This window comes from Leptospira ainlahdjerensis (assembly GCF_016919175.1).
GTDB lineage: Bacteria > Spirochaetota > Leptospiria > Leptospirales > Leptospiraceae > Leptospira > Leptospira ainlahdjerensis.
The window spans coordinates 1-22577 of record NZ_JAFFPU010000014.1 but is presented as its reverse complement, the minus strand read 5'-3'; the positions used below and the strand labels follow the sequence as shown (position 1 = coordinate 22577).

Here is a 22577-nt window from a genome sequence, read left to right as displayed (position 1 = left end):
GCCAACGAACAGCGGAAGCGAAGTGAGTGGCTTCCAACGAAGTTGGAAAAACAGCGATCCGTAGAGAGCGAAATAGCCAACGAACAGCGGAAGCGAAGTGAGTGGCTTCCAACGAAGTTGGAAAAAGCAAAATAAAACCGAGGTCCCAGAACGCGATCTCGGCTTGTTTCCGGAAACGCCTTCCAAATCCAGAATTTCTAAATGAAACAGAGAATCAAAAAACCAAAGAAAAGAAGAACCAAAACCTCCCATGTAACATTTCAGCAGATTCTAATCTTTCAAAAGGGAAAAAGAGAAAGCATTCTTAAAAAAGGCAATGTAGGAATGGAGAATTTATAACCTGAAAAGACGTGAGTTCTACTACATTAATCAATGGAACTTTCTCTTAAGGAATTTTTCTTTCGAAAGGAAAGGCCGAATTAGTTTGACAAAAAACAGATGGACAAATCAAAGCACTGACTTCTCCTAGGAAAGGTCCGACAAAGGAAAACGAATTGTCCGCCGCACGCAACGCAGATCCCTTTTCCCGGAAAGAGAACATTTTTCTTTCTTTCTATCGTTTTCCTTTCGCCCTAATCCTATTCTTTCTTCTTTTTACCGATTGTGCCACTTCCAAAAATTCCATCTTCGGAACGGTGTTTGTTCGACGAGGGTTTACTCTGGAACGAAAAACAAAACACATCGTATTTCCGATTCAGATTCGTTCGGGTTGGCTCTTAAAAGATCAGAATGCAGATCAGAGAAAATTCGTAGAATCCAGAAGTTTTGAAAAGTTGGAACTTACGATTTTGAATTACGGCGGAAAGGTACAGGAAAGATATAACACGGAAAGACAGTTTCGATCCACGATGGAAAACGATTCTGCCTTTAACGAGGAAAAGGGAATTAAGATCGCAAAACTTCTCAAAGGCGACATCGCCGTTTTTACGGATTTTACGGATTATGGAACCGCATCCGGAAACGCGATTTTGGAAGTTACGGTGAAAGCGATGGACGTCGAAAACGGAGAGATTGTCTGGAAGGCGATGTATTCGGGAAAGGCATTGGGTCTTCAAGACGGCTTTGACCTTTCCAACTTGGAATCTGAAATTTTCGAACAACTTACAAATAGATTAAAACAAAAAACGGAGTAAAAGGAGAACAACATGGCTAAAGTAGTATTATCCAGTTTTGCAGAATTAGAAGCCTACACCGGAAAAGAAATCGGGACTTCCGAATACCACACGATCACCCAGGAACAAGTCAATCGGTTTGCAGATGCGACCCTGGATCATCAGTGGATACATACGGATCCCGAAAGAGCGGCTAAGGAATCTCCGTTCGGCGGGACGATTGCACACGGATATCTTACACTTTCCATGGCACCCTACCTCTTATCTCAAATATTAGAATTAAAGAATATTAAGATGGGGATCAATTACGGAATGGAAAAACTTCGGTTTTTAGAGCCCGTAAAAGTAGGAAGCAAGTTGAGAATCAGAGCGGAGTTGATCGAGCTCAAAGACCTAAGAGGTACAGCGAGAATGACTCTTAAGATGACTTTCGAAACCGAAGGATCCACAAAAGCGGCCGCGGTCGGAGAGGTAATCTATCTATATCAATTTGCCTGATGGAAAAAAAATTCTAAAATTAGGTAAAATATGAGTCCTAGACTGATCATCTATATGATCTCGAGAATTCGAGACGAATTTCACAGACACCTGAACCTGGAACTGAAAGAAAAAGGTTTAGGCGCACTTACAACGACCCACGCGGATATCCTATTCGCCCTCGTAAAGAAAAAACGAGCGCAGATGCAAGAGATAGCCAAGATGATCAATCGGGATAAATCCACGTTAACCGCTCTTGTCGACAAATTGGAAACGTTAGGATTTGTGGAAAGAACCAGAGATCCGGACGATCAAAGGATCGTTCATCTGGAACTGACGAAGAAGGCTTATTCCGTCCGTCCAGTGCTGCTCGGCATTTCCCGTTCCTTAGTCAACAATCTTTACAAAGGATTTACGGAGGACGAAAAAAAGGATTTAGCTCGTCTTCTCGTAAAACTCTATCAAAATCAAAATCCGGAGTCCGTAAGCGCCGGATTTTTTTTACAATAGAAGCGGAGCCACCAATGATCTCTCTCCAACCAATTCTATCCTGGATCGCCGGTCTGATCCTTTTGTTTTTATCCGGGATTCATTTTTATTGGCTGGCGGGAGGTCGGACCGGTGGCAACCAAGTCATTCCGGAAATAAACGGAAAACCAGCGTTTCTTCCCGGAAAATTTGCGACCCTTATCGTCGGAATCCTACTCTTAGGTGCGGCATCTCTGCCGATCGGACTTACATTTGAGAATCCGATCGGAATCCCAAAACCGCTGCTTCACTACGGAACCCTTTTTCTTTCTCTCGTATTTCTTTTGCGCGCGATTGGAGAATTTCGACTGGTCGGTTTTTTTAAAAGCGTTAGGGGAACCACGTTTGCTAAAAACGACACAAAGTATTATTCTCCTCTATGCCTTCTGCTTTCCGCCCTTCTCTTTTTTTCGGCGATCTAAGAAAGAATTTTCGATTTTTCCGAAAAGAAATTATTTTCCATTTGATAAAATGGCGGCATGAATTTCCATTCACCGGCATGAAATCAAAACATAAATTCTCCGATAAACTTCGTTATCATTTCGACAATTTTATGTCCAAGGGAGGAGGTGCGGTTTTCGCGGCTCTGATCACCTTATTCTTAATCGCATTCTTATCCCTCTCCATTGTACGCGTGTTAGGCGGTTGGATATTTCCGGACGAATCGATCCAAGGAAAGGGGGAATTTTTGTGGAGAGTATTTTTACAGATCTCCGACGCAGGTGCGGTAGCGGAAGACGGAGAATCGAACTGGTTCAACAAAATTTCCGGGATTCTTACGGTTTTTCTCGGACTTGTTCTCTTTTCGAGTTTGGTGGCTTTTATTACCAACCAATTCGATCAGAAGATTCAGGATTTGAGAAAGGGAAAAAGCGACGTATTAGAATCCGATCATACGATCATTCTTGGATTCGGAGTCAGGGTTGTTGAAATCATCAAGGAACTCATCGAAGCGAATTCATCCGAGTCCAGAGCGGTCGTCGTCATCCTCGCCGAAGAAGACAAGGAAGTGATGGACGATTTCCTCGCAGAAAACCTCTCCGATCGTAAGACTACAAAAGTAATCACTCGTTCGGGAACTCCCTCGAGTTTACATTCTCTCAGAAAAGTAAACGCAAAAGAAGCGAAGTCGGTTTTGGTTCTGAACGCATCCGGCGACGAAGAATCCAAGGAAGGAAGATCGATCGGAGACGCAAAGGTGTTAAAATCTTTGATGGCATTGGTCGCGCTTGGACAAGGCAACGAACTTCCTCCGATCGTCGCGGAACTTTACGGGGAGGAGAATCGTCAGATCGCGCAGGAACTCTCCTCCTCGATCCAAGTGATGGACGAAAGAAATATTCTCGCAAAACTTCTCGTACAAACTTCCAGAACTTCGGGCCTCGCGGTCGTCTATTCCAACTTAGTCGGTTTCGAAGGCGACGAGATCTATTTTTACAAACCCAAAAACGGATGGAACGGACTTCCGTTTCAGGAAATTTCATTTCGGTTTAACGAATCAGTCCCTTTGGGATTTCGAAAAGCCGACGGAGACATCGTCTTAAATCCTCCTTCGAGTTATGTTCCAGGAGACGAGGAAGACGCCGTACTTTTGGCGGAAGACGATTCTAAAATTCGATACTCGGACAATGTGGTGGCAAATCCGAGAGACTTTCAGATTCCGAAAAGGAAACGTTCAAACCCGATCGACAAACAATTGATCGTAGGATGGAATTCGAAAAGTCCTCTCATAGTGGAAGAATACGCAAAGTTCGTCGCCCCCGGGTCTACGATCGACCTTTTGGTAAAACAGATCGACGACGACTTCAAAAGTTCAGTCGTTCGACTGAAGAAAAAATATCCGAAAATCACGTTACGCTCCTTTCAGGCAGACCTTTCCCAAGAATCCGTGATGAAAAGACTCGCGCCTGAATCTTACGATTCCGTAATATTCTTAGCCGAAGAAAAAGAAAACATAGAGGAAGTGGACGCCCAGACGATCTCCTTGCTTCTTCGTTTCCGTCAGTATTTTAAACGATATACCTTTAAAACCGGAAACCAACCGAGAACTCAGCTGATAACTGAGATTATGAACTCCGAAAACACGGAGATCGTATTGGAAACTGGAGTGAAAGATTTCCTGATTTCCAACCAATTCGTTTCGAAGATGATGGCACAGGTTTCTCAAGAACCGGACGTTATGCGCGTTTATGAGAATCTTTTCAGCCCCGAGGGAAGCGAAATCTATCTCAAACCAGTTTCTTTGTATTTCGAAAATGTATCCCAAGTTGTTTCCTTTGCGGATTGTGCAAACGCGGCGCTCAAACGCGGAGAAACCTGTTTCGGAATTAGAATCGCATCCGAAGAAAAAGACGAGGAAAAAGGATACGGAGTACATCTCATTCCTCCCAAAAACACCCAATTCTCCATCCGCCCCGAAGATTCCTTGATCGTATTGGCGGAAGATCAGACCTAATCGGTTTTCAATTCGGAGTCGAAGGACTCCGTTTTGCTTTTAAAAACAAAACCGGAATGTGACGGGAACACATTCCTTAATTCTAAACTTCGATCCATTCTTGCCGTATCGGTAAACAATTTGAACTTTAGAAAAAAATTCCCCGACGACGTCAAACCTCGTTGGAAGGGTCAACCCTTACAGTCTATCTATCGCTTTTTTGGATGCGGGCTTAAGAAGGTTCCTTGAAATATCACTCCATCAAAAATTATGATCTCGTCAGCCCGAACCATTCTTTTCTTCTGCGAAACTTCCGCAAAATTCCCCTTTGGAATCTCGTAGATTTTTTATGCATTCTTCAAAATGGGCGTAGGTTACGCAGTCGTCGGAAATTCTATAGACAAAAATCGAAAATGTATTTAAAGAATCGTGTTTGAAATTCTTACTGCAAAAAGTAAAAAACCGACTTAAATCTGAAAAATACTTATCCGTTGTCTGTTTCAATCTATGTTTAGAATATAATTTTTAAAGCGAAATGAATGATGATCCCGTTTTCAAAACACCTCAGAACTTCGATCTACGACGTATATAAAATTCTTCTTGTTCTTCTTTCCTGCTGGTTTGTTTTCTCTTGCGAAAACGCTGGTACGGATCAGGTGAAAGGGAAGGAGGCGATCGTGGAGATTAAACAAGAAATTCTTAATATTTCCTTCTACGAGATGTTAGGAAGACCTCGAACCGATTCGACTTCGAGCTGCGGTTCCGCTTCCATAAACTCGACCGTGACCGAAATAGAAGGAAACGATCAATTCGCTTCGGCCCAAACTCTCAACCCACTTTCCGATACCAATCCTAACTTTCAGATTTCAGGAATGATTTCCGCGGGCACCGACGTCGACGTTTTCCGGTTTTCCGGCTTGTTTAGCACTACCGCAAAATTCGAATTCGTATCCGGTTCCGCGTTTTGTAGAATCAGCTACGGAGTGGATGAAAGCGGAAATTTTTCCGCCTTTCCGACCGGCCCCAATTCCATTCTCCAACCGGGAGGAGCGGAATTTCAAACTGTCGGACCCAGTCCGATCGAGTCCGTTTTTGTCCATTGTCAGGGACTCGCGGGTCAGGATTATAAAATTTCGGTAAGCTTATCAAACATCACGAACACGTCTTCCGGATTGAGCTCGGCCCAAGACCTTCTCGCATCCTTGGCTTCTCCGGATTATTTTACGGCGGCTTTAGGAATCGAAGAATCCAAATCCTATACACGGCATTCTCTCAATCGTTGCCTAAGCGCAATTCGAACAACGGGACATTTTATCGCGATCGAAAAATACAATTCCTCGCAGATCGGCTGCGGTTATCAAAGACTCAATTACGAAGTCGGCCGTGTTCTACTCTTAAAATCGGATTGTACATTGGAACAAACCAAAGGTGATTGGAATAAAATTTACGGAACCGGTCAGTAAAGTTTTTAAGAACGCCCTATAAGGCCTTTTCAAAATAATTCAAAAAAGGTTGAAGAATCCGATACGAATCGATCGTGCTTTTGATGAAATTTTTGGAAAGTATCTCGGAGTCTTTCTGCGGTTTTTCAACAATGTAACTCGTATATTGAATCCAGTCCAGATCGGGATGGTCTTTAGAAAATCCCCTCGGTGCTGTTTTTAATCTCATATCCGAAAGACCGCCGAATTCTTTTTCGATCTTCTTGTCTCGAACGATCTTTTTTAAAACATTCGAATTTTCTAAAATAGTCTCGCGAACTCTTCTCAAGATTTTCGGATCGGGCATATATAATCCTCCCGCTATAAAGGATCGATCACCCGGTTCGATATGGACGTAAAAAAGTGGCCTTCCTAAATCCTTGCCGCCGGCGCCGATACTCGCGCCGAAATTGGTTTTATAAGGCTCCTTGTTTTTGGAAAATCGAACGTCGCGATAGATCCGAAAGATGCATTTTTTCGGGTCCACTCCGGCGAGGTCCGGATTGACCTTTGCAAGACCGATCAGCAACTCCGTGATCAAATTTTCAAAATCGTTTTTGGCTTCGATAAATAGGGGTTTATTTTTTTCCAGCCAAGGCTTGTTGTTATTCTTCGCTAATTTTTTTAGGAAGTCAAGAGTGTTCGGTTGTAACATGAAAGACCTTCCGTATAAGGTTCAACATCGATCTAAGATCGATCAAGCCAAAATTCATTCTCATCTTTCGTTGGTTTTCTTTCTCCGAGTCTTGGAGATTCGTCTTAGACAAAGACAAATCCCCTCGACAAAACTTTTATAAGAGGTTCCGATGGAGAACCTCTCCGATTTCTCGATTCAAAAAAGAATCATTCCTTCTTTGAAAGAAACAAATCCAAATCTTTTGCGGACCGTTCTGGTATTTCTTCCATAGGGATGTGACCCGCACCTTCATAAACGACGAACTTCGCGTTCGGGAGATCCCGTTTCCAATTTGGAAAATATTCGTAACTCAGCCAGTGATCTTCGGTTCCCCACATCACCAATGCCGGAGTCCGAATTTCCGGGATCCTTTTTCCCATTTCCTCGTTTTGAAAACTTTCCCTTTGTTCTTTAAAAATTTTGACGATCGCGGATCTGTTTCCTTTTTTCATAGAAAGTTCCACGTATCGTTCCTCAACCTCGTCCTTGAGTCTGGTCGGATCCCCGTATGCTTGACTGACACCTCTGCTTACAACAAAACGAGGTGTGGAAACTTTCATCAAAGGTTGTATCAAAGGATGACTCCCAACGGCGACTAACTCAGGCAACGGCTGCGGATAACCGACCGAATCGATGAGGACCAACTTTTCCACTCTACTCGGATATTCGAGCGCATATCTCCAAGAGACAAAACCTCCCAAAGAATTTCCGACGAGATAAAATTTTTCGATTTTTAATCGTTTCCTAAATTCTTCCAAAAGAAGAATCATACCTTCCGTTTTTAAAACGGAATCTTCCTCGCCGATCTCCGTCAAACCGTGACCGGGAAGATCCAAACGGATCACACGATATCGATCCTTTAAAATCGCCGTCCAGTCGTCCCAGGTATGCAAAGAAGAACAGACTCCGTGCAAAAGAATGATCACCGGACCCTTACCTTCGTCGCGGTAATGGAGATTTACGTGATCGATCGTAATAAACTCGGACTCTGAATTCGAGTATTTCGATTTTAATTCTTCCAAAGGAATCGAACCGACTCCCAAAAATTTACAGGAGCTCAAAACGACTACGATGAATAGAATCGAAATTCTACATTGTAAAAAAGAGACATTCAGTATCATAAAATTCTCATACGTTAGTTACGTCTGTGAAAGCCAAATGAAATGTATCGATTTCGTAAAGAGTTTTTTCGAATGCGAAAGAGGTTTCGAAACGTTGAGTCGAAGGAAAAGGAGAAGTTAAATCGATTCGTTGCTAAAGATAGAATCGATTCTCTCTATGATTTTTATCTCTTTGTCGACGGAAGCGCGCGTAGTTTTGAGATCAGAGACCAAAGTTTTCAATTCGTTTTGGAGGGCTTGATCCAATTTTCTAAAGTCGGGAACTCGGAGCGAATTGAGATCTCCGGGTTCCGCTTTCCAGAGACCTCTTGCGTATTCTCTTCTTCTTGTTTCCAAGTCCTTTTTCGAATCCGAAGAAATCAGATACGCATAGACTGCATCCACCCACTCTTCCATTCCGGATGTCGGAGTGAATCCGTGAAAGCATGTCAAATGGACGACGTTGCTAAAATTTCTTACGATTCTAATTTCATTCCTATGAAAACTCGACGCGAGAATGGGGCAAGAAGCCTTTGCTTCCTGACTATACCAATTTTTTCTTCTTGAGGGTAGAAACCTTCGGTTGACGCCCTTAGTAAGGCCGCTTTCCAAATAACGACTCAGCGCAGACGACTCGTTCGGATCGAACTCGCTCCTTACGTCCAAAAGCCAGACCTTTGCGCCTTTTCTGCTCAACTCTTCCCAATCAGAATATAAGAATATTCTATTTCTTGCATATTGTGATTTTGGGATGCAAGTTCTGAAGAATTTTTCCGGAATTTCAGATTGTTCCACCATTGTCTTCGTAAAAAGAAAAAAATCGTTGTCACCGGTCGCGATTCCTCTCGTGAACTTTCCGAATTCCAAAAGAGGAATCCGGAGATCCGAAAAATTCTCAAAAGAATCGTTTTTTCTCTCAAGAAGATGGGTTTTCTTTTCCATACGATAGAAGATCGGGCTCCACTTAGCTTCCGGATCGGGGAATGGAATCCATTCGGTTTCTATCGATTCGACGGCGCCGGAAACAAGTTTGGATTTACCGGTGAAAAAACCCGGTTTTAACCTTGCCCATTTGAATCCCGATTTTTTTTCTTTCCCTGAATTTTCTAAGAGAAGAATACAAGAACTCGTTACCGCCTCGTCAAAAAGACTGTCCTGAGGAGATAAAAGAAAAAGAGAATGGAGATGCCCCGATTTCCTGAGCGCGGTTTTGATAAAAACTCCGTAACCGGAGTTAAAAAAATCCTGAGGGACTAAAAACGCAGCTCTTCCGCCGACGCTAATCATATTCAAACATTTTAATAGAAAGAATACGTAAAGGTTCGCCGTTCCCGGAAGCCTCGTTTCCAAATCTCCTGCAAATCGTTTATTCAATTCTTTGGAATAAACCCTATCGCTGATCTTCTTATAAGGCGGATTACAAAGGATAACGTCGAATTTTTGGTCGGGAGTTTGCAGAAGAAAATCCTGATCAAAAAAATGAAGGGATCCAAAACGAGTAACCTTGTCTTCTAAGGAGGACTTGCTGGATTCTAAACATTGAATATCGAGATCGAAGCCGAACCATTCAGCTTTGAGATCGGGGCGTTTATCAAGGAGGCTCGAAAAAAAAACTCCGTTTCCGATCGCAGGATCCAGTATACGATTTGAATTTTCCGACGAGGAAATCCTTTCCGCGCCGAGAACCCAATCAACCAGGAAATCCGCTACTTTTTCGGGAGTAAAAAACTGTCCTAGAAATTTATTTTTTCTTTTTCGATTTGCCTCTTGAGACATTTATACCGTGCAATTCCAAATCTTTCGCCAATCGAACGAATGCAATTTTCTTCATACAAACGCAGAGCTGGAAGGCTAACGTCTGTTAAAGACAAAAATTTCAGATCCGGAGATGCTAACAACCAGTAATTTAATCGAATAGCATTACGGTCATTAGGCGAAAGGAGTATACTATAAGTCTTATTATAAAACGGGCAATATACGAATCGGATCTATCCCAAAGCGATGTGTATACAAAAACATTAAGCGAAATGGTTTTTTATACCAGTTTCGACTTGGTTCCCGAGAATTCATCGGAGATTATCGATTTGAATTTATGTATTTTTATGCGGACGGATCCTGAAAAAACATCAATCAAGTTTTTTTAGAATCAAATATTCCCGTTTCTTTCTTCAAAAATTCGTCCTTTAGGGATCCTTTGTATCACCGTTTCAAACTTCTATACTTTTACGTTTCCGGGAGGATTGTTTATCCTCTTTTCAGAGGAGTTTCAAAACTTGATCGATTTCGTTTTTTCTTAGAGGAAAGATGCAGATATTGTGAAACGCGGTTATTTCATAGAACAATGTGAGATAACGTTTGCTTGAATTGTTAAGCGAACTCAGATCCGCTACAAAAAATTTTTTAGCCTCGATAAGATCAAAAGATGAAAACCCGAAAGGATTTTTTATGAAAAAGGACGAAAAAAAACGGACGAGTAAATTCTCAGATCGAAACCGAGATCGGAAAAGATAAATTCAGTTACTGGGAGATTCGATCCGGATTCTCTTTGACTCCCAGTCGTTTTAAAATCAGTGTTTCGAGCGCCTCTAATTTTTGTTTTCGGACTTCTTCCAAGGACGTCCTTCCGTGTATGTCCGCAAGACTCGGATCGGCGCCGAGCTCGAGAAGTTTCTGAGCCAAGCCCACTCTCTTTTTGAGAATCGACTGTAAAAGCGGGGAAATTCCTTCCGCGTTTCTATGATTTACGTTCGTTCCCGACTTTATGAGAAGATCGACGATTCTAAAATCGGTCTCGGATTCTTCGGAGAGAAAATGAAGCGCGTTATCCGCTCCCAATTGAATCGTCTTTCCTTCCGAATGAACCTCGTGGAGACGGCTCGTATAGTCCGGCTTTGCGTTGTGTTTTAAAAGAAATTCTACGATGGAGAAATTTTGTGGAGCGGACCCGGCTCCGCATGCAAGAAAAAGAGGAAATTCTTCCGGAGTTCCCTTGTCAAAGTTCACGTCCGCTTGATTTTCGATCAAGAACTGGACCAGGACCAAGTTTCCGTGGCGGATCGCAGCGTTAAGAGCGGAAACGGGTGCCGTTTTTCCCGAAGAATCGATCTTAGACGAATATTCTATTTTAGCTCCGGATTCTATCAGACGTTTTGGAACCGCAAGGTCGTCGATATCTAAAACCTTGACGTCTAAAAGTCCGGAAAGACTTTCGGAAAGGACCGAACTCCCGTCCCGATCCTGGGCGTTCACGTCGGCTCCCGCGCGAATCAAAACTTCCACAACTTCAGGCCTGTGATCCGCGATCATAAGCGCCGTTTTTCCTCGAGAATCCCTCGCGTCCACTGAGGCTCCGGCTTGAAGAAGAATCTGGATTTTTTTTGGATCTCCTTCCTGCACCGATCTCAAGAACTCGTTATCCAAAACCGGGTCCGCAGAAAGTAAAAAAGGAAATATCAGAAGGAGAGAGGGAAGTTTGCGAAATGTAGAAATCATTGTTTTTTAAAAGACCGTTTCTATTTATTAGATCGGATTTCCAACGGTTGTATATCCACATTTTTAGAACCCTTTTTTTCTCGGAATCCTAAAAAACCCTTTTTATCTTGACCCGCGATTCTTTCCGGAGTTCCTCTTGTCTTCGGAGTTGATCATGTCAAAATCTTTTAAAGAATATACCTACTATGACGCTACCGGTCTCGCCAATTTGGTTCGTAAAAAAGAAGTTCATCCTTCCGAACTCGTCGAATCGGCGATTGAAAGAATCGAATCTACCAATCCCGGACTCAACGCAGTCATTCATCGTTTTTATGAGGAGGCGCGAAAAGACGCAAAGTCTAAACTTCCTGACGGTCCGTTTCGAGGGGTTCCGATCCTCGTAAAAGACATCGTCCACTCGATCGGAGGTGCCCCTCTTACCTCGGGCTCAAGAGCGTTGCGAAATTATATTTCCCCCGTAGATTCCGAATTCGTAAAAAGACTGAGAAATTCGGGAACTCTTTTCTTAGGACAGACAAACGTTCCCGAATTTGCTCTTATGGGAATCACCGAACCGAAGTTACACGGTCCTACGAGAAATCCTTGGAATTTGGAAAGAACTCCGGGAGGTTCTTCCGGAGGTTCAGGAGCGGCGGTAGCAGCAGGAATGGTTCCGGTCGCTACCGCTTCGGACGGAGGCGGATCGATTCGAATTCCCGCCGCCTATTGCGGGTTATTCGGGCTCAAACCCACTCGGGGAAGAACTCCGGTCGGCCCTTACTTCGGAAGATTTTGGCAAGGGGCGTCGGTGGATCACGTTTTGTCGAGAACCGTGAGGGATAGCGCCGCGTTCTTAGACGCGTTATGCGGCATTGAAAACTCCGGAGCGTTTAGTTTTGAAGAATCGAAGACTACTTATCTTTCCGAGATCAAAAAGCCTCCGGGTAAACTGAGGATCGCATTCTCCACCCAATCTCCGATCGGAACTCCAGTTCATCCGGACTGTGTGGAATCCGTAGTTCAGACCGCGAAACTTCTACATTCTCTTGGACACAAGGTAGAAGAAAAAGACGCACCCGTGGATGGAAAGGCGATCGGAAGGGCTTTTATCACGATGTATTTTGGAGAAATGGCCGCGCAGTTGAAAAACTTAGAACCGATTTTAGGAAGAAAGGCGAGAATGGGAGACGTCGAATCCGTAACTTGGATTCTCGGGCTTTTAGGAAGAACCGTTTCCTCCGGAGAATTTGTAAGAACTTTGCAAGAATGGGATAAGGCGGCGCTTGGTATGGAAACCTTTCATGAGACCTACGACGTATATTTGACTCCGACCACCGCAATGCCGCCTGCAAAAATAGGAGAACTCGAGCCGAAGTTAGGAGAGAAGATCCTGATGCAAGTCGTTGGTCGTTTAGGTTTGGGAAGAATGCTTCTCGCTTCCGGTCTTGTCGATGAACTCGTCGAAAAAAGTCTTTCCCGAACCCCTTTTACACAACTCGCAAATCTAACGGGACAACCTTCGGTTTCGATTCCTATCGGCCGGACGAGTGATGAACTTCCTTTAGGCCTTCAGTTTACAGCGGCCAAAAGAAGAGAGGATATTCTCTTTCGCCTGAGCGCACAACTGGAAAAGGCTGTTCCTTGGTCGAAACATAAGTAGAGCAACGGTCGATCGGGAAAACAAACCTTCGACCACAAAAAGATCGTAAGAATTCATTCCCGAATGGATGAATGATCTTTTACCGATGCGGCTTGCCGATTTCGAGGATTGTTAGAAGGATCCAGATGAAAATCGATACGGATTTTTTACGAGGATCCTTTACGCGTTAGGTGAACTTCGCATAAGTGCGAGATCGAGTTGAGTAGTCGTTTTTTTTACAAAGAATTTTTGTGCGTTTAGCCAAACTTCGCACAAATAAGAGTTAGGCGAAAGTTTGGCAAGCTTAAACTGTAACAAATAAATAACTTGACGACGTAACCTATTGGGTTACAATTTATCTGTTGATAATCTCATTCAAACATAAGGGCTTAGAACAGTATTTTGAGACTGGCAATAAAAAAGGAATTCAACTTGACCATTCGACTAAACTAGGTCGAATTTTAGACCGATTAGATGCTTCGATAAATGCTAAAGATATGGACTTGCCTTCATTCAAATTGCATCCGCTTAAAGGCAAAGCAAAAGATAGATGGTCAGTTTGGGTAAATGGAAATTGGCGTGTTACATTTGAATTTGAATCGGAAAACGCAATATTAGTCGATTATGAAGATTATCACTGAAAGTAAAAGTTATGAATAAAAGAAAACCAACACATCCCGGTGAAGTTTTGTTAGAAGATGTAATCAAGCCATTAGGATTGACTATTACTGAAGCTGCTAAAGATTTAGGAATATCTAGAAAGACACTTTCCGAAATAGTTAATGCGAAAAGCTCAATTACACCGGAAACAGCGGTTAGAATTGCGTTAGCAACGAATACAACGCCAGAGAGCTGGCTCAATTTGCAAATTAAGTTAGATTTATGGAATGCATTACAAGATAAACCAAAGAATGTAATTAAATTTCCTATCTCTGCTTAATCTAATTTATATTTAAGCCAAACCTTCGTCTAACTTCGGCTTCTCACTGCGTTCGCGACTCACGGTTCCCGCTCGCGCTCACGCCGGGCTTTGCCACATTCGCTTTGCCGTTCGGCTTGTGATCGCCACTCAGGCTCACTCAAACCTCGTTCCAATCCCTTCGCGCACAAGCGTTTCGGGAACGCGAACGTCGAGAAGCCTCTTTCGTTAGCCGACACGATCGCTAAATTTCACAGTAAAAGTTAAACTTTGAAAGGAAAATAGATTATAGAACGCTCTTTAGTTTCAAAAGCGGTTTGACAAAAGAATTATAATGATATATTTTGAATAAAAATGAAGGTATTTAAATATGTCAAAAACGATTACTTTAAGAATTGATGATCCAATTTATGATATTTTCAAAAAAGCTGCAGAAGGCGAGCGGAGGACGATTTCTAATTTCGTTGAAAACGCAGCTATTCAATATTTAACGAACGAATTCTATGCTTCAGATGAAGAAATGGACGAAATTCTTTCGAATAAGCAACTTGTTTCATCTTTAAAGAAAGGTATTAAGGAAGTGGCTCAGGGAAAATATAAAGTTGTCCGTTGAATATAAAATAGCAGAGACAGAATTATTTCAAAGCAAGTTAAAAGATCGTCAATTTTCTCAACTTCAAAAGAAGCTGACCGATTACGTTTATCCAATTTTAAAACAGAATCCATTCTTTGGGCCTAATATAAAGAAACTAAAAGGTGATTTAGATGGCCTTTATCGATATCGAATTGGAAAATATAGATTATTTTATCTGATAAAAGATAATGAACTATTAGTTGTCTTCGTTGATATTGATCAACGAAAAGATAGTTACAATTAGCGTGCGATCGCATCGCCTAACTACTGCTTCTCACTGCGTTCGCGACTCACGGTTCCCGCTAACGCTCACTCCGGGCTTTGCCACATTCGTTAGGCGAAAGCCCGCCCTTTAGAAATGATATCGAAAAAGACACTTATTATTTTCGCCCTTTGTGGCGCCATAGGAACTCTTGTGCTACTTATCGCTGTACAAGTCTTCTTTCGCTACAGTGCGCCCATTGTTCTCCAGGACATCCGCGCCTATACCATAGAGCTCCAGCCGCAGAGCGACTGTCTCATCCAGCTATCACCTACCTGTTCTACTCAGCATATCGAAGTCATAGGGCCAAATTTCGCGCGCGAGCTTCTCGCACGAAAGCAACAACTCGCTAGCAGCGCAACGATCCGTCCACTTTTCGACTCACAAATCTTCACCTTTAATCCTTTCTTTGGGATCTATGAGTTATCCTTCACATCCAATAATTGTTTAGTATTTCGCGTTACATATTCGCCGCTCATAAGGAAATTCTCCGGTCCAAACTATCATTCTTGCTACGAGCGTGAGCGGTAGCACCGGAACTCGGAAGGGCGATCGCATCGCCTAACTACGGCTTCTCACTGCGCTTCAGGATTGCTAAGGCAACCCTCGCTTGACCTTCGCCACATTCGCTCTGTCACTTCGGTTCGCGAGCCGCGTATAGGGATGCGCAAACCTAGTTCCAATCCCTGCCCCGCATTGGCGCTCCGGAAACACAAACGTCGAGATGCCTCTTTCGCTGTGAAAAGTTCTGGGCTTAAAAAAGAATTTTCCATTCCCCTGAATCTTGAAATTTTTATCTTTCAGAGTATAAAATGAATTCACCAAAAGAATACAAAAGATCAGATTGTTTTTGGAATTCTCTAACTGTTTGCAAGGAAAGTAATTTTATGAACCGATTCTTCTGGCTTCCGGTAACGTTCTCAATTCTCATTCCTTTCCTCTTGAATTGCAAAAAAGAACCCTTTTCTTCCTTCGAGGAAAACGGGAAATACGGTTTTAAGGATTCCAAGGGAAATGTAGCAATCAAGCCGCAGTATTCTTTCAGTTACGATTTTGACGAGAACGGCGTAACCTTCGTTTTCGGAAATGGAGAATGGTCTTGCATAGACGAAAAGAATCGAGTCTTATTGAATCCATTCTTGTTCGATAACGGTCCCGATCCTTTTCTTGGAGGTTTGGCTCGTTTTAAAGAAAATCATAAAATCGGTTTTTTTGATCCTCAATGTAACAAGATTATTCCCGCTCTTTTTGATTTTGCTTTCCCGTTCGAAGAAGATCTTACCCTCGTCTGTCTTGGCTGCAAATCTGTAAAGTTAGGCGAACATTCTAAAATCGAAGGCGGAGAATACGGACTCATCGATAAAAAAGGAAATATCATAGTTCCAATCGAATATGATTCCATTTCTACCGATTTGGACAAAAAAATCGCGCGGGTGACCAAGGGCAAATTAACAAAAGATATTCCAATTTTATAATGCGTTTTCGAGAATCGGGAATTCTGGGTTTTCACCGGTGACTTGATCGTTCGTCTTCAAATACGGAACTTCCCCAAAATGCGTGAAATCGGCTGAGAGATATTGTCGTTGGAATTTTAGAAAGAAGTATCGTTTTTCAAATCAGAATCGAAGTTACACAACAGGGGAGTTCCTACTTTTCTTTCATCGAACGAATCGGTTTGGGATAAAAAGAAACACTGATCGTTTCTTTTTCCGCGAGATGAGACAAAGACCCCTTCGGAAAAAAGTAGGAACTCCCTCTTCTCTCGACTTTCGAAAGCAAAATAACTCTTGATTCCAAGTCGGAACACCGAAATGCTTTGCCCACCATGATCCCTGTCTTACTCATCGGCCTCGGAAGAATCGCCTCTCTTCTCGAAAAAGATTCTCTTCGGAATCATCCCTGCACACACGCCGGATCGATCTTTTCTCCTTGGGGGAAAAAAAAGTTCTTCCTGATTGGAGCGATCGATCCGTCGGAAGATCGACGTCGACAATTTTGCAAAGATTGGAATATTCAAGAAAACAAATGTTTCTCCGACTTTCGGGAATGGTCGAGGGAGTTTTCGTCCTGGAAAAACCGGGGACCGGATTCTACTCGGTTCAAAACTTTTGAAAAAGAGGGAGTTCCTACTTCGACCGCTTCCAACCGAAAGACTTCCTCTCAAACAACCCGTAAGGTCGGAACCTCGTCCAAAACAAAACCGACCCTCCTTTCTTTTCATCCCAATTCGGGACCAAAAAGTAGGAACTCACACTTTCCAAAAAAAGACATTGATCTCAAAAATTCCCTCGTCGTGATTGCGACTCCTTCGGACACACACTTTGAACTCGCAAGAACCGCGATCCAGTTTGGATTCCGACATTTGCTCGTAGAAAAGCCGGTCTGTCATTCTCTTCCTCTCGCAAGAAAACTCGCAAAACTCTGCAAAGAAACAGGGACGGATCTCCGGGTCAATCACGAACGACGTTATCACCCTCTCTACAAACGAGTTCGCAAATGGATTCGAGAAGAAACTTTCGGCCCGGTCCGAACGATCCGAGCTTCCGTTCTGACTTCCGCGAGAAATCCGGGAAGAGCGATCCTGGATCATACCGGCCCCCTCTTTCATGACGGAACTCACGCAGTCGATCTTCTCACTTGGTATTTAGGGGTTCCGGATCGGATTCATTCCGTCCTCAGGTCCTATCCCCATTCCCCCGTAGAAGAACAAGCGGTCGCGCTCCTCACTTATCCGAAAGGAGAAACCGTATTCTTAGAAGCGGGGGGAATGCGGAAATACTTTCAGTTCGAGTTGGACATCCAAACGGAATCGGCGCGTTTTCTCGTGGGGAACGACGAGGTCCGATTCTGGAAATCCAAACCTTCCCGCAAATACAAAGGATTTAATAGTTTGACTCCGGTTTCAATTTCCGAAAAATCTTCCGCAGGCTCCAATCCGTTTCTCAATCTCTACGAAGCTCTTTTCCTCCATCTCAATGGAAAAACTTCCGAGATCACGGGAGACATGGAGGAGAATCTTCGGATTCTTTCCATCTTGGATACGATACGGAAAAAAGCCGAAAAAAGAATCCTAGAGGTTTAGAATTTTTGTCCATGCTCGTTTCTTCCACAACCGGAACAGCCGAACCTCAGGAAACACAATCCTATAAAAGGCATAGCAGCGCCTGGAGATTCTGGAACGCGAGCACCTTTGTTTGGAAAAAGATCTGGTCTATATTCTGGTTTTTTAAATTGGGAAGAATCCTCTTTTCCTCCTATCGCAACGAAGCCGTCCAAGAAAAATACTTTCGCAGTCTCGGAGAAGACAGCCGGAATTTTTTCTTATCCATGGGCGGGGTTTATATCAAACTCGGGCAGTATCTCGGAAACCTCTCTCATATCTTTCCGGATTCTTTTACGGAATCTCTTCAAGACTTACAAGACAGAGTTCCTCCTCATCCCTTCTCCGAAATCGAAGAACGTTTTCGTTTGGAATTCGGAAAAGAAATCACAAAAGTATTTCCGAATATCCAGAGCGTTCCCGAGGCGAGCGCTTCGACCGCACAGGTTCACGTAGCTTCGATCGGAGGACAAAAGGTCGCCGTCAAAGTTCTCTATCCCGGAATCGAATCTCTCATTGCAAACGATCTCAAAAACATCCGCTCCTTCCTCAAACGGATCAATCGTTATCTCTTCCGTTTCGAATATAAAAAGGTCCACGAAGAAATCAGTCATCTCGTGACGAGAGAAACAGATCTCAAACTCGAAGCGGATTCATACGATCGAATGAGAACCTTCTTTGCGGAAGAACCGGACTACGTCTTTCCGAAAGTCATTCGTCAATTTTCAGGAAAGAGCGTATTGGTTACGGAGTTTATCGAAGGTGTCAAGATCACGCGTGCGACTCCAGTCCTCAAAGGACAAGCCAAGTCCAGACCCGTGGAACTCCTCGTCAAAGCCTACGTTCTTATGATCTTTCAGTATCGCTTTTATCACGCGGATCCTCATCCCGGAAATCTCATCTACACACCGGATGAAAAACTCTGTTTTATCGATTTCGGAGCCGTGGGAGAAATGGATCCGAACGGAGTTTTCGCGCTCAAAAAAATCTTTCTCTCCGCGATCAGCAAAGACTACTACGGAGTTGTCTCCGGCTTGGAAGATATCGGAGCTCTTTCCGAAACCGCGGATCGGGATAAACTCGAAGTAGTCGTCCGTTATTCCTTGGAGAAACTCGGAAGATTTATCGCCGATACGGATTATTTTAAGAATCTTTCCTTGGATCAGATTCATACAAGAGAAGATCGACTTTTTTTGAAAGAGATCAATTCCAGCCTAAAAGAAATTTTTAGAATGATTCAGATCCCTGAAAATTTCATTTTCCTGGAAAGGGTCTTAGGTTTATTGGTAGGGATCACGGCGATCCTGGATCCGTATAGAACCGTTTTAGATTACGGAGAAAAACCGTTCCGGACGGTCGCCACCGGGAAAGAAGGCGGACTGGAGTCACTTTTGTTAAACGAAGATAAGAATCTTTTAGGAAACACCCTCTCCATTCCCGGAGAATTTTACAAAGTACTCCAGAATATCAATCGGGGAAAACAGGGAATCCAGCTTCGGGAAGTGGAAAGACACACCCGAAAGATGTATGTTTTAGGACATCAGATTCTCTATTCCGGATTCTTGATTGCGGGAATTCATTTCGGAAATTATTATCTCGAAAAAGGATTGGAGATGCAGAGCTGGGGATTTTTCGGAACCTCCGCGTTTTTCGGACTCGTACTCATCTATTCATTCTGGAAGAATAAACTTAAAAAGAAAGGAAACCCCTTGTGAAATATTTTGAAAAACGATTTTTAGACGTCTATCGTCCTCTCTATCTGGGCGTCATCTTTATCGGCGTCGTCTTGGATCTTCTTACGAAGTTTCTCGTGATTCTTTACTATCAACCGCATCGTTACGTGGAAGTTCTTGGAAACTTTTTTAGAATGACCCTTACGTTCAACACCGGTTTTGTTTTTGGAGCCTTCCAAGACAACGCGATTCCTTCCTTGGTAGCGACCGGAGTCGCGATCGTTTTTTTGATCGGTTATAGATGGAAGAATTTCGATCTCGGAAATCCTTGGGGTTGGAACCTCGTGATGGCAGGAGCCTTCGGAAACTTTCTCGATAAATTCTTTGTAAAAATTCCGGGAACCGGTTTTAGAATCGGGTTTCATCCCAATCCGGGAGAATACATCGGAGTCGTGGACTTCTTAGACTTCGACTGGCCCGACTTTTTGCTCTTCTCAAGATGGCCGGCGTTTAACGTAGCGGACTCTTGTGTCACGGTAGGACTCACGATTCTGATCCTAACGATGAAACTCGAAGAGGAGAAATAATTCTTTGAAAGCCTTGGACCTGCCCATCTGGAGAAAAATATTCAGCCGAAAGGAAGCGAACAATAAGGAGATCATACATTTTCTTCGGGAGACAAGCGTCTTTGGAAGAATGAAAAAAAGAACCCTCATTGAAATCGCGAGAATGGTGCACGTCCGAGAATACCAAGAAGGAGAAACCGTCTTTAGACAAGGAGAAGTTGGGGCCGGCTTTTATCTCGTCTACGAAGGTTCCGTCGTGATCCGTTCCGTTCGAGACGGAATCGAACTCGATCTCGCGCATCTCGACCAACACGCGTTCTTCGGAGAACTTTCGCTCTTTACGGAGGAAAGAAGAACCGCGAGTGCGATCGCGATGGAACATACTACATTGCTCGGTTTTTTTCAACCGGACTTAAAAGAAATCATAGAAACAAAACCGAGGATCGGGATCGAAATTCTCATGAGCCTTTCGACCGTCATCGTGGAAAGACTTCACAGAACCAACGGACTTTTGGAAAAAGCATACTTCCGAGGAAAACAGAAGAATGCATAATCCGGAAAGAAGAGAACTCTCCGAATACTTTATTCGAATTAGTTTTTTTCTGATCGTCGCGTTTACGATCGTAGTCTCCTTGTGGGGACTTCAGCTCCTTGCGGTTCCGATCGTAATGGCGCTTTTGATTTTTTACGCCTTCAACGGAACGATCAATAATCTGGAAAGTATCGGGATTCCGAGAATTCTTTCAATCGCGATTCTTATGATTGCGATTAGCATTCCGATCTATATCTTTATCAATTCGGTCGCTCCTCCGATCGTATCCAGCTTAAATCCGATTCTTAAAAATTGGAAACAAGATCTGGACGACGCGAAGTTCAAGTATCTGACCGTAACCGTAAATCTTCAGTTCAACGAATTCCCAGCGAGTTGGAACGAAACCTTGAGACCGGACGAACTCATTAAGAAGATTGCAGAACTCATGCACGAACAGGTAAAAAGCCTGGTTTCCTATTTTCCGACTTTGATCGGTTATATGATCATCACTCCCCTCTTCGCATTTTTATTTTTGCTAAACGGAAATGGAATGTATAAGAATCTGATTTCTCTAATTCCGAATCGTTATTTTGAAATGGCATTGATGGTCACGTATAAGATCAACGAACAGATGACGAATTATCTCAAAAGTCTGATGATCCAAAGCGCGATCATCTGCGTCGTCTCCACCACGGGCTTTTATATCATAGGTCTGCCTTACTTTTATATTTTCGGATTGTTTTTAGGAGTCGCAAACTCGGTGCCTTATTTGGGCCCGATCATGGGGGCGATTCCGCCGCTCTTTTTCTCGCTCGTAATCGGAGGAAGTTCTTCCACGGAATTGATGACCTCGATTCTGATTGTGGTCTTGATCGCACAGATCATTGACAATTTCATCATTCAACCGGTTGTGATTTCAGGCTCCGTTTCTTTACATCCGATCGTAGTCGTCGGCGCGGTGACCGTGGGTGGGGCCGCTCTTGGTCTCGTGGGAATGTTGATCGCCGTGCCGATGGCCGCAATCTTAAAAGTCACGATCCAGACGTTTTACAGTTCGATGAAAGATCACAATCTGCTCTAATCACCCGGTCGGGAAAGATTAGTTTTCCGATTTCGTCTAACAGACTTGAATTCGAAACAAAAGTTTCGATTCTCTAAAAAATCCGACTCCGTTTCCTTAACTCCGGAAAGATTGAATTTTAGTTTGTCTTCCAATCGCAACTCCGTTGAGAGAGAAGTTTATTGAGAACGTGTCACAAAAAAATCCGGGATTCCCCGTATAAACAGCTCTGCAGATTCCTAATAAGATGATGGAGTATCTACAAATTCCTTCCTACTTAGAGCGGGTTCTTGAGCTTTAGAAAGGAATGCTTCCATCCATTTTGATTGGAGTTCTTACATTTTGAGAAACTCAGGGTCTCGCTTCCATCGGGTTTATACAGGGATTGGAACAAATCCTAAGTCCGATGAGTTTTAACACCCAAATACTGACTCGGAAAATCCCCCGATTCATATCCGTAAATTGGAGAGAAATCGATTCACTCTACGACTCGTTCCAAGAAGCCGAAACAAAAAGATCGAGTGGAATCGAGTCGTTTCATTTTCTATCCTTGCTGCAAAAAGGAACCAAAACAATAATATTATAAATTTAGAATGTTTCAATTCTTTCAATAAACGCCGACCTTCTCTCAAAATAGCCTTTTCAAAGGACGTGCATTCCTACCCAAAAGTTGTCTGGACGGAAGAAAATCTGTCGGAACTACGACAGTCCTCTGTGAAAGTCGCGCGCCCCGCCCTGATCTTGGGTGGAGGGGTGGGTGGCGGAAGAATTCCGGAAACGTTCCTCTATCATAAAATCAAACTTTTCGCAAGAAAAAACTTACTTGTCGGAGTTCCGACAAAACGCTTTCCGGTAGGACCATTATAGTCGCAGGTCCTCTAAACTTGTGGGAAAGGTTATGCTAGTTTCGGGT

General features: G+C 43.3%; 21 protein-coding genes and 2 pseudogenes. 19 read left to right on the top strand and 4 right to left on the bottom strand.

What is annotated here, in order from left to right:
• The first annotated feature begins 455 nt into the window (after positions 1 to 455).
• The 6 genes from JWG45_RS03705 to JWG45_RS03680 all read left to right on the top strand — a co-directional run bounded on the left by JWG45_RS03705 (position 456) and on the right by JWG45_RS03680 (position 6014).
• The gene (locus JWG45_RS03705) at positions 456 to 1133 is read left to right on the top strand and encodes a M26 family metallopeptidase (RefSeq protein ID WP_205278441.1); all 678 of its coding nucleotides are present in this window, start codon (positions 456 to 458) and stop codon (positions 1131 to 1133) included.
• A 12-nt stretch (positions 1134 to 1145) separates the two neighbouring features.
• Positions 1146 to 1610, top strand: a complete 465-nt coding sequence (locus JWG45_RS03700; RefSeq protein ID WP_205276751.1) for a MaoC family dehydratase — start codon at positions 1146 to 1148, stop codon at positions 1608 to 1610.
• Between the two features lie 30 nt (positions 1611 to 1640).
• Positions 1641 to 2099, top strand: coding sequence for a MarR family winged helix-turn-helix transcriptional regulator (locus tag JWG45_RS03695; RefSeq protein WP_205278439.1), 459 nt, complete (start codon positions 1641 to 1643; stop codon positions 2097 to 2099).
• A gap of 14 nt (positions 2100 to 2113) precedes the next feature.
• Positions 2114 to 2539 carry a DUF3995 domain-containing protein gene (locus JWG45_RS03690; protein WP_205278438.1) on the top strand — a complete coding sequence of 142 codons (426 nt, stop codon included), beginning with the start codon at positions 2114 to 2116 and terminating at the stop codon, positions 2537 to 2539.
• A gap of 77 nt (positions 2540 to 2616) precedes the next feature.
• Positions 2617 to 4572, top strand: coding sequence for a CASTOR/POLLUX-related putative ion channel (locus JWG45_RS03685; protein ID WP_205278437.1), 1956 nt, complete (start codon positions 2617 to 2619; stop codon positions 4570 to 4572).
• Between the two features lie 518 nt (positions 4573 to 5090).
• Positions 5091 to 6014, top strand: coding sequence for a hypothetical protein (locus tag JWG45_RS03680; RefSeq protein ID WP_205278436.1), 924 nt, complete (start codon positions 5091 to 5093; stop codon positions 6012 to 6014).
• 16 nt (positions 6015 to 6030) lie between these two features.
• Here the strand turns inward: JWG45_RS03680 and JWG45_RS03675 are convergent, their stop codons facing one another.
• From JWG45_RS03675 to JWG45_RS03660, 4 genes are all read right to left on the bottom strand, one after another.
• Positions 6031 to 6687 carry a DUF2461 domain-containing protein gene (locus JWG45_RS03675; RefSeq protein ID WP_205278435.1) on the bottom strand — a complete coding sequence of 219 codons (657 nt, stop codon included), beginning with the start codon at positions 6685 to 6687 and terminating at the stop codon, positions 6031 to 6033.
• Between the two features lie 188 nt (positions 6688 to 6875).
• Positions 6876 to 7829, bottom strand: a complete 954-nt coding sequence (locus JWG45_RS03670) for an alpha/beta fold hydrolase (RefSeq protein ID WP_205278434.1) — start codon at positions 7827 to 7829, stop codon at positions 6876 to 6878.
• Positions 7830 to 7946: 117 nt separating this feature from the next.
• On the bottom strand, positions 7947 to 9584 hold the full coding sequence (locus JWG45_RS03665) for an HsdM family class I SAM-dependent methyltransferase (protein ID WP_205278433.1): 1638 nt from the start codon (positions 9582 to 9584) through the stop codon (positions 7947 to 7949).
• A 741-nt stretch (positions 9585 to 10325) separates the two neighbouring features.
• Entirely contained in the window at positions 10326 to 11300 is a 975-nt protein-coding gene (locus JWG45_RS03660; RefSeq protein WP_205278432.1) for an ankyrin repeat domain-containing protein, read from the bottom strand.
• 154 nt (positions 11301 to 11454) lie between these two features.
• Here JWG45_RS03660 and JWG45_RS03655 point away from each other — a divergent pair, with 154 nt between their 5' ends.
• The 13 genes and pseudogenes from JWG45_RS03655 to JWG45_RS03600 all read left to right on the top strand — a co-directional run bounded on the left by JWG45_RS03655 (position 11455) and on the right by JWG45_RS03600 (position 22531).
• The gene (locus JWG45_RS03655) at positions 11455 to 12939 is read left to right on the top strand and encodes an amidase (RefSeq protein ID WP_205278431.1); all 1485 of its coding nucleotides are present in this window, start codon (positions 11455 to 11457) and stop codon (positions 12937 to 12939) included.
• Between the two features lie 341 nt (positions 12940 to 13280).
• The gene (locus JWG45_RS03650) at positions 13281 to 13559 is read left to right on the top strand and encodes a type II toxin-antitoxin system RelE/ParE family toxin (RefSeq protein WP_205278430.1); all 279 of its coding nucleotides are present in this window, start codon (positions 13281 to 13283) and stop codon (positions 13557 to 13559) included.
• 11 nt (positions 13560 to 13570) lie between these two features.
• Positions 13571 to 13858, top strand: coding sequence for a HigA family addiction module antitoxin (locus tag JWG45_RS03645; protein WP_205278429.1), 288 nt, complete (start codon positions 13571 to 13573; stop codon positions 13856 to 13858).
• A 349-nt stretch (positions 13859 to 14207) separates the two neighbouring features.
• Entirely contained in the window at positions 14208 to 14450 is a 243-nt protein-coding gene (locus JWG45_RS03640; RefSeq protein WP_002993698.1) for a type II toxin-antitoxin system TacA family antitoxin, read from the top strand.
• The gene (locus JWG45_RS03635; protein ID WP_205278428.1) at positions 14440 to 14715 is read left to right on the top strand and encodes a type II toxin-antitoxin system RelE family toxin; all 276 of its coding nucleotides are present in this window, start codon (positions 14440 to 14442) and stop codon (positions 14713 to 14715) included. Before JWG45_RS03640 ends, JWG45_RS03635 begins: the two co-directional genes overlap by 11 nt.
• A gap of 905 nt (positions 14716 to 15620) precedes the next feature.
• The gene (locus JWG45_RS03630) at positions 15621 to 16208 is read left to right on the top strand and encodes a WG repeat-containing protein (RefSeq protein ID WP_205278427.1); all 588 of its coding nucleotides are present in this window, start codon (positions 15621 to 15623) and stop codon (positions 16206 to 16208) included.
• A 350-nt stretch (positions 16209 to 16558) separates the two neighbouring features.
• Positions 16559 to 16796 (top strand): annotated as a pseudogene (locus JWG45_RS22590) (Gfo/Idh/MocA family protein); the annotation flags it as partial.
• A gap of 191 nt (positions 16797 to 16987) precedes the next feature.
• Positions 16988 to 17815 (top strand): annotated as a pseudogene (locus JWG45_RS03625) (Gfo/Idh/MocA family protein); the annotation flags it as partial.
• Between the two features lie 11 nt (positions 17816 to 17826).
• Positions 17827 to 19548: an ABC1 kinase family protein gene (locus tag JWG45_RS03620; protein ID WP_205278440.1), complete on the top strand. Its 1722-nt coding sequence runs from the start codon at positions 17827 to 17829 to the stop codon at positions 19546 to 19548.
• Complete coding sequence (locus tag JWG45_RS03615; protein ID WP_205278425.1) at positions 19545 to 20093, top strand: lipoprotein signal peptidase; 549 nt, start codon at positions 19545 to 19547, stop codon at positions 20091 to 20093. Before JWG45_RS03620 ends, JWG45_RS03615 begins: the two co-directional genes overlap by 4 nt.
• A gap of 4 nt (positions 20094 to 20097) precedes the next feature.
• Positions 20098 to 20625: a cyclic nucleotide-binding domain-containing protein gene (locus JWG45_RS03610; RefSeq protein WP_118970876.1), complete on the top strand. Its 528-nt coding sequence runs from the start codon at positions 20098 to 20100 to the stop codon at positions 20623 to 20625.
• Positions 20618 to 21685, top strand: coding sequence for an AI-2E family transporter (locus tag JWG45_RS03605; protein ID WP_205278424.1), 1068 nt, complete (start codon positions 20618 to 20620; stop codon positions 21683 to 21685). Before JWG45_RS03610 ends, JWG45_RS03605 begins: the two co-directional genes overlap by 8 nt.
• A 693-nt stretch (positions 21686 to 22378) precedes the next feature.
• Positions 22379 to 22531, top strand: coding sequence for a hypothetical protein (locus JWG45_RS03600; RefSeq protein ID WP_205278423.1), 153 nt, complete (start codon positions 22379 to 22381; stop codon positions 22529 to 22531).
• Positions 22532 to 22577 lie beyond the last annotated feature (46 nt).

Coding starts and splice junctions, on each gene's coding strand:
- JWG45_RS03700 (WP_205276751.1), top strand. CDS start 1,146: ATGGCTAAAGTAGTATTATCCAGTTTTGCAGAATTAGAAGCCTACACC.
- JWG45_RS03695 (WP_205278439.1), top strand. CDS start 1,641: ATGAGTCCTAGACTGATCATCTATATGATCTCGAGAATTCGAGACGAA.
- JWG45_RS03690 (WP_205278438.1), top strand. CDS start 2,114: ATGATCTCTCTCCAACCAATTCTATCCTGGATCGCCGGTCTGATCCTT.
- JWG45_RS03685 (WP_205278437.1), top strand. CDS start 2,617: ATGAAATCAAAACATAAATTCTCCGATAAACTTCGTTATCATTTCGAC.
- JWG45_RS03680 (WP_205278436.1), top strand. CDS start 5,091: ATGATGATCCCGTTTTCAAAACACCTCAGAACTTCGATCTACGACGTA.
- JWG45_RS03675 (WP_205278435.1), bottom strand. CDS start 6,687: ATGTTACAACCGAACACTCTTGACTTCCTAAAAAAATTAGCGAAGAAT.
- JWG45_RS03670 (WP_205278434.1), bottom strand. CDS start 7,829: ATGATACTGAATGTCTCTTTTTTACAATGTAGAATTTCGATTCTATTC.
- JWG45_RS03665 (WP_205278433.1), bottom strand. CDS start 9,584: ATGTCTCAAGAGGCAAATCGAAAAAGAAAAAATAAATTTCTAGGACAG.
- JWG45_RS03660 (WP_205278432.1), bottom strand. CDS start 11,300: ATGATTTCTACATTTCGCAAACTTCCCTCTCTCCTTCTGATATTTCCT.
- JWG45_RS03655 (WP_205278431.1), top strand. CDS start 11,455: ATGTCAAAATCTTTTAAAGAATATACCTACTATGACGCTACCGGTCTC.
- JWG45_RS03645 (WP_205278429.1), top strand. CDS start 13,571: ATGAATAAAAGAAAACCAACACATCCCGGTGAAGTTTTGTTAGAAGAT.
- JWG45_RS03640 (WP_002993698.1), top strand. CDS start 14,208: ATGTCAAAAACGATTACTTTAAGAATTGATGATCCAATTTATGATATT.
- JWG45_RS03630 (WP_205278427.1), top strand. CDS start 15,621: ATGAACCGATTCTTCTGGCTTCCGGTAACGTTCTCAATTCTCATTCCT.
- JWG45_RS03620 (WP_205278440.1), top strand. CDS start 17,827: ATGCTCGTTTCTTCCACAACCGGAACAGCCGAACCTCAGGAAACACAA.
- JWG45_RS03605 (WP_205278424.1), top strand. CDS start 20,618: ATGCATAATCCGGAAAGAAGAGAACTCTCCGAATACTTTATTCGAATT.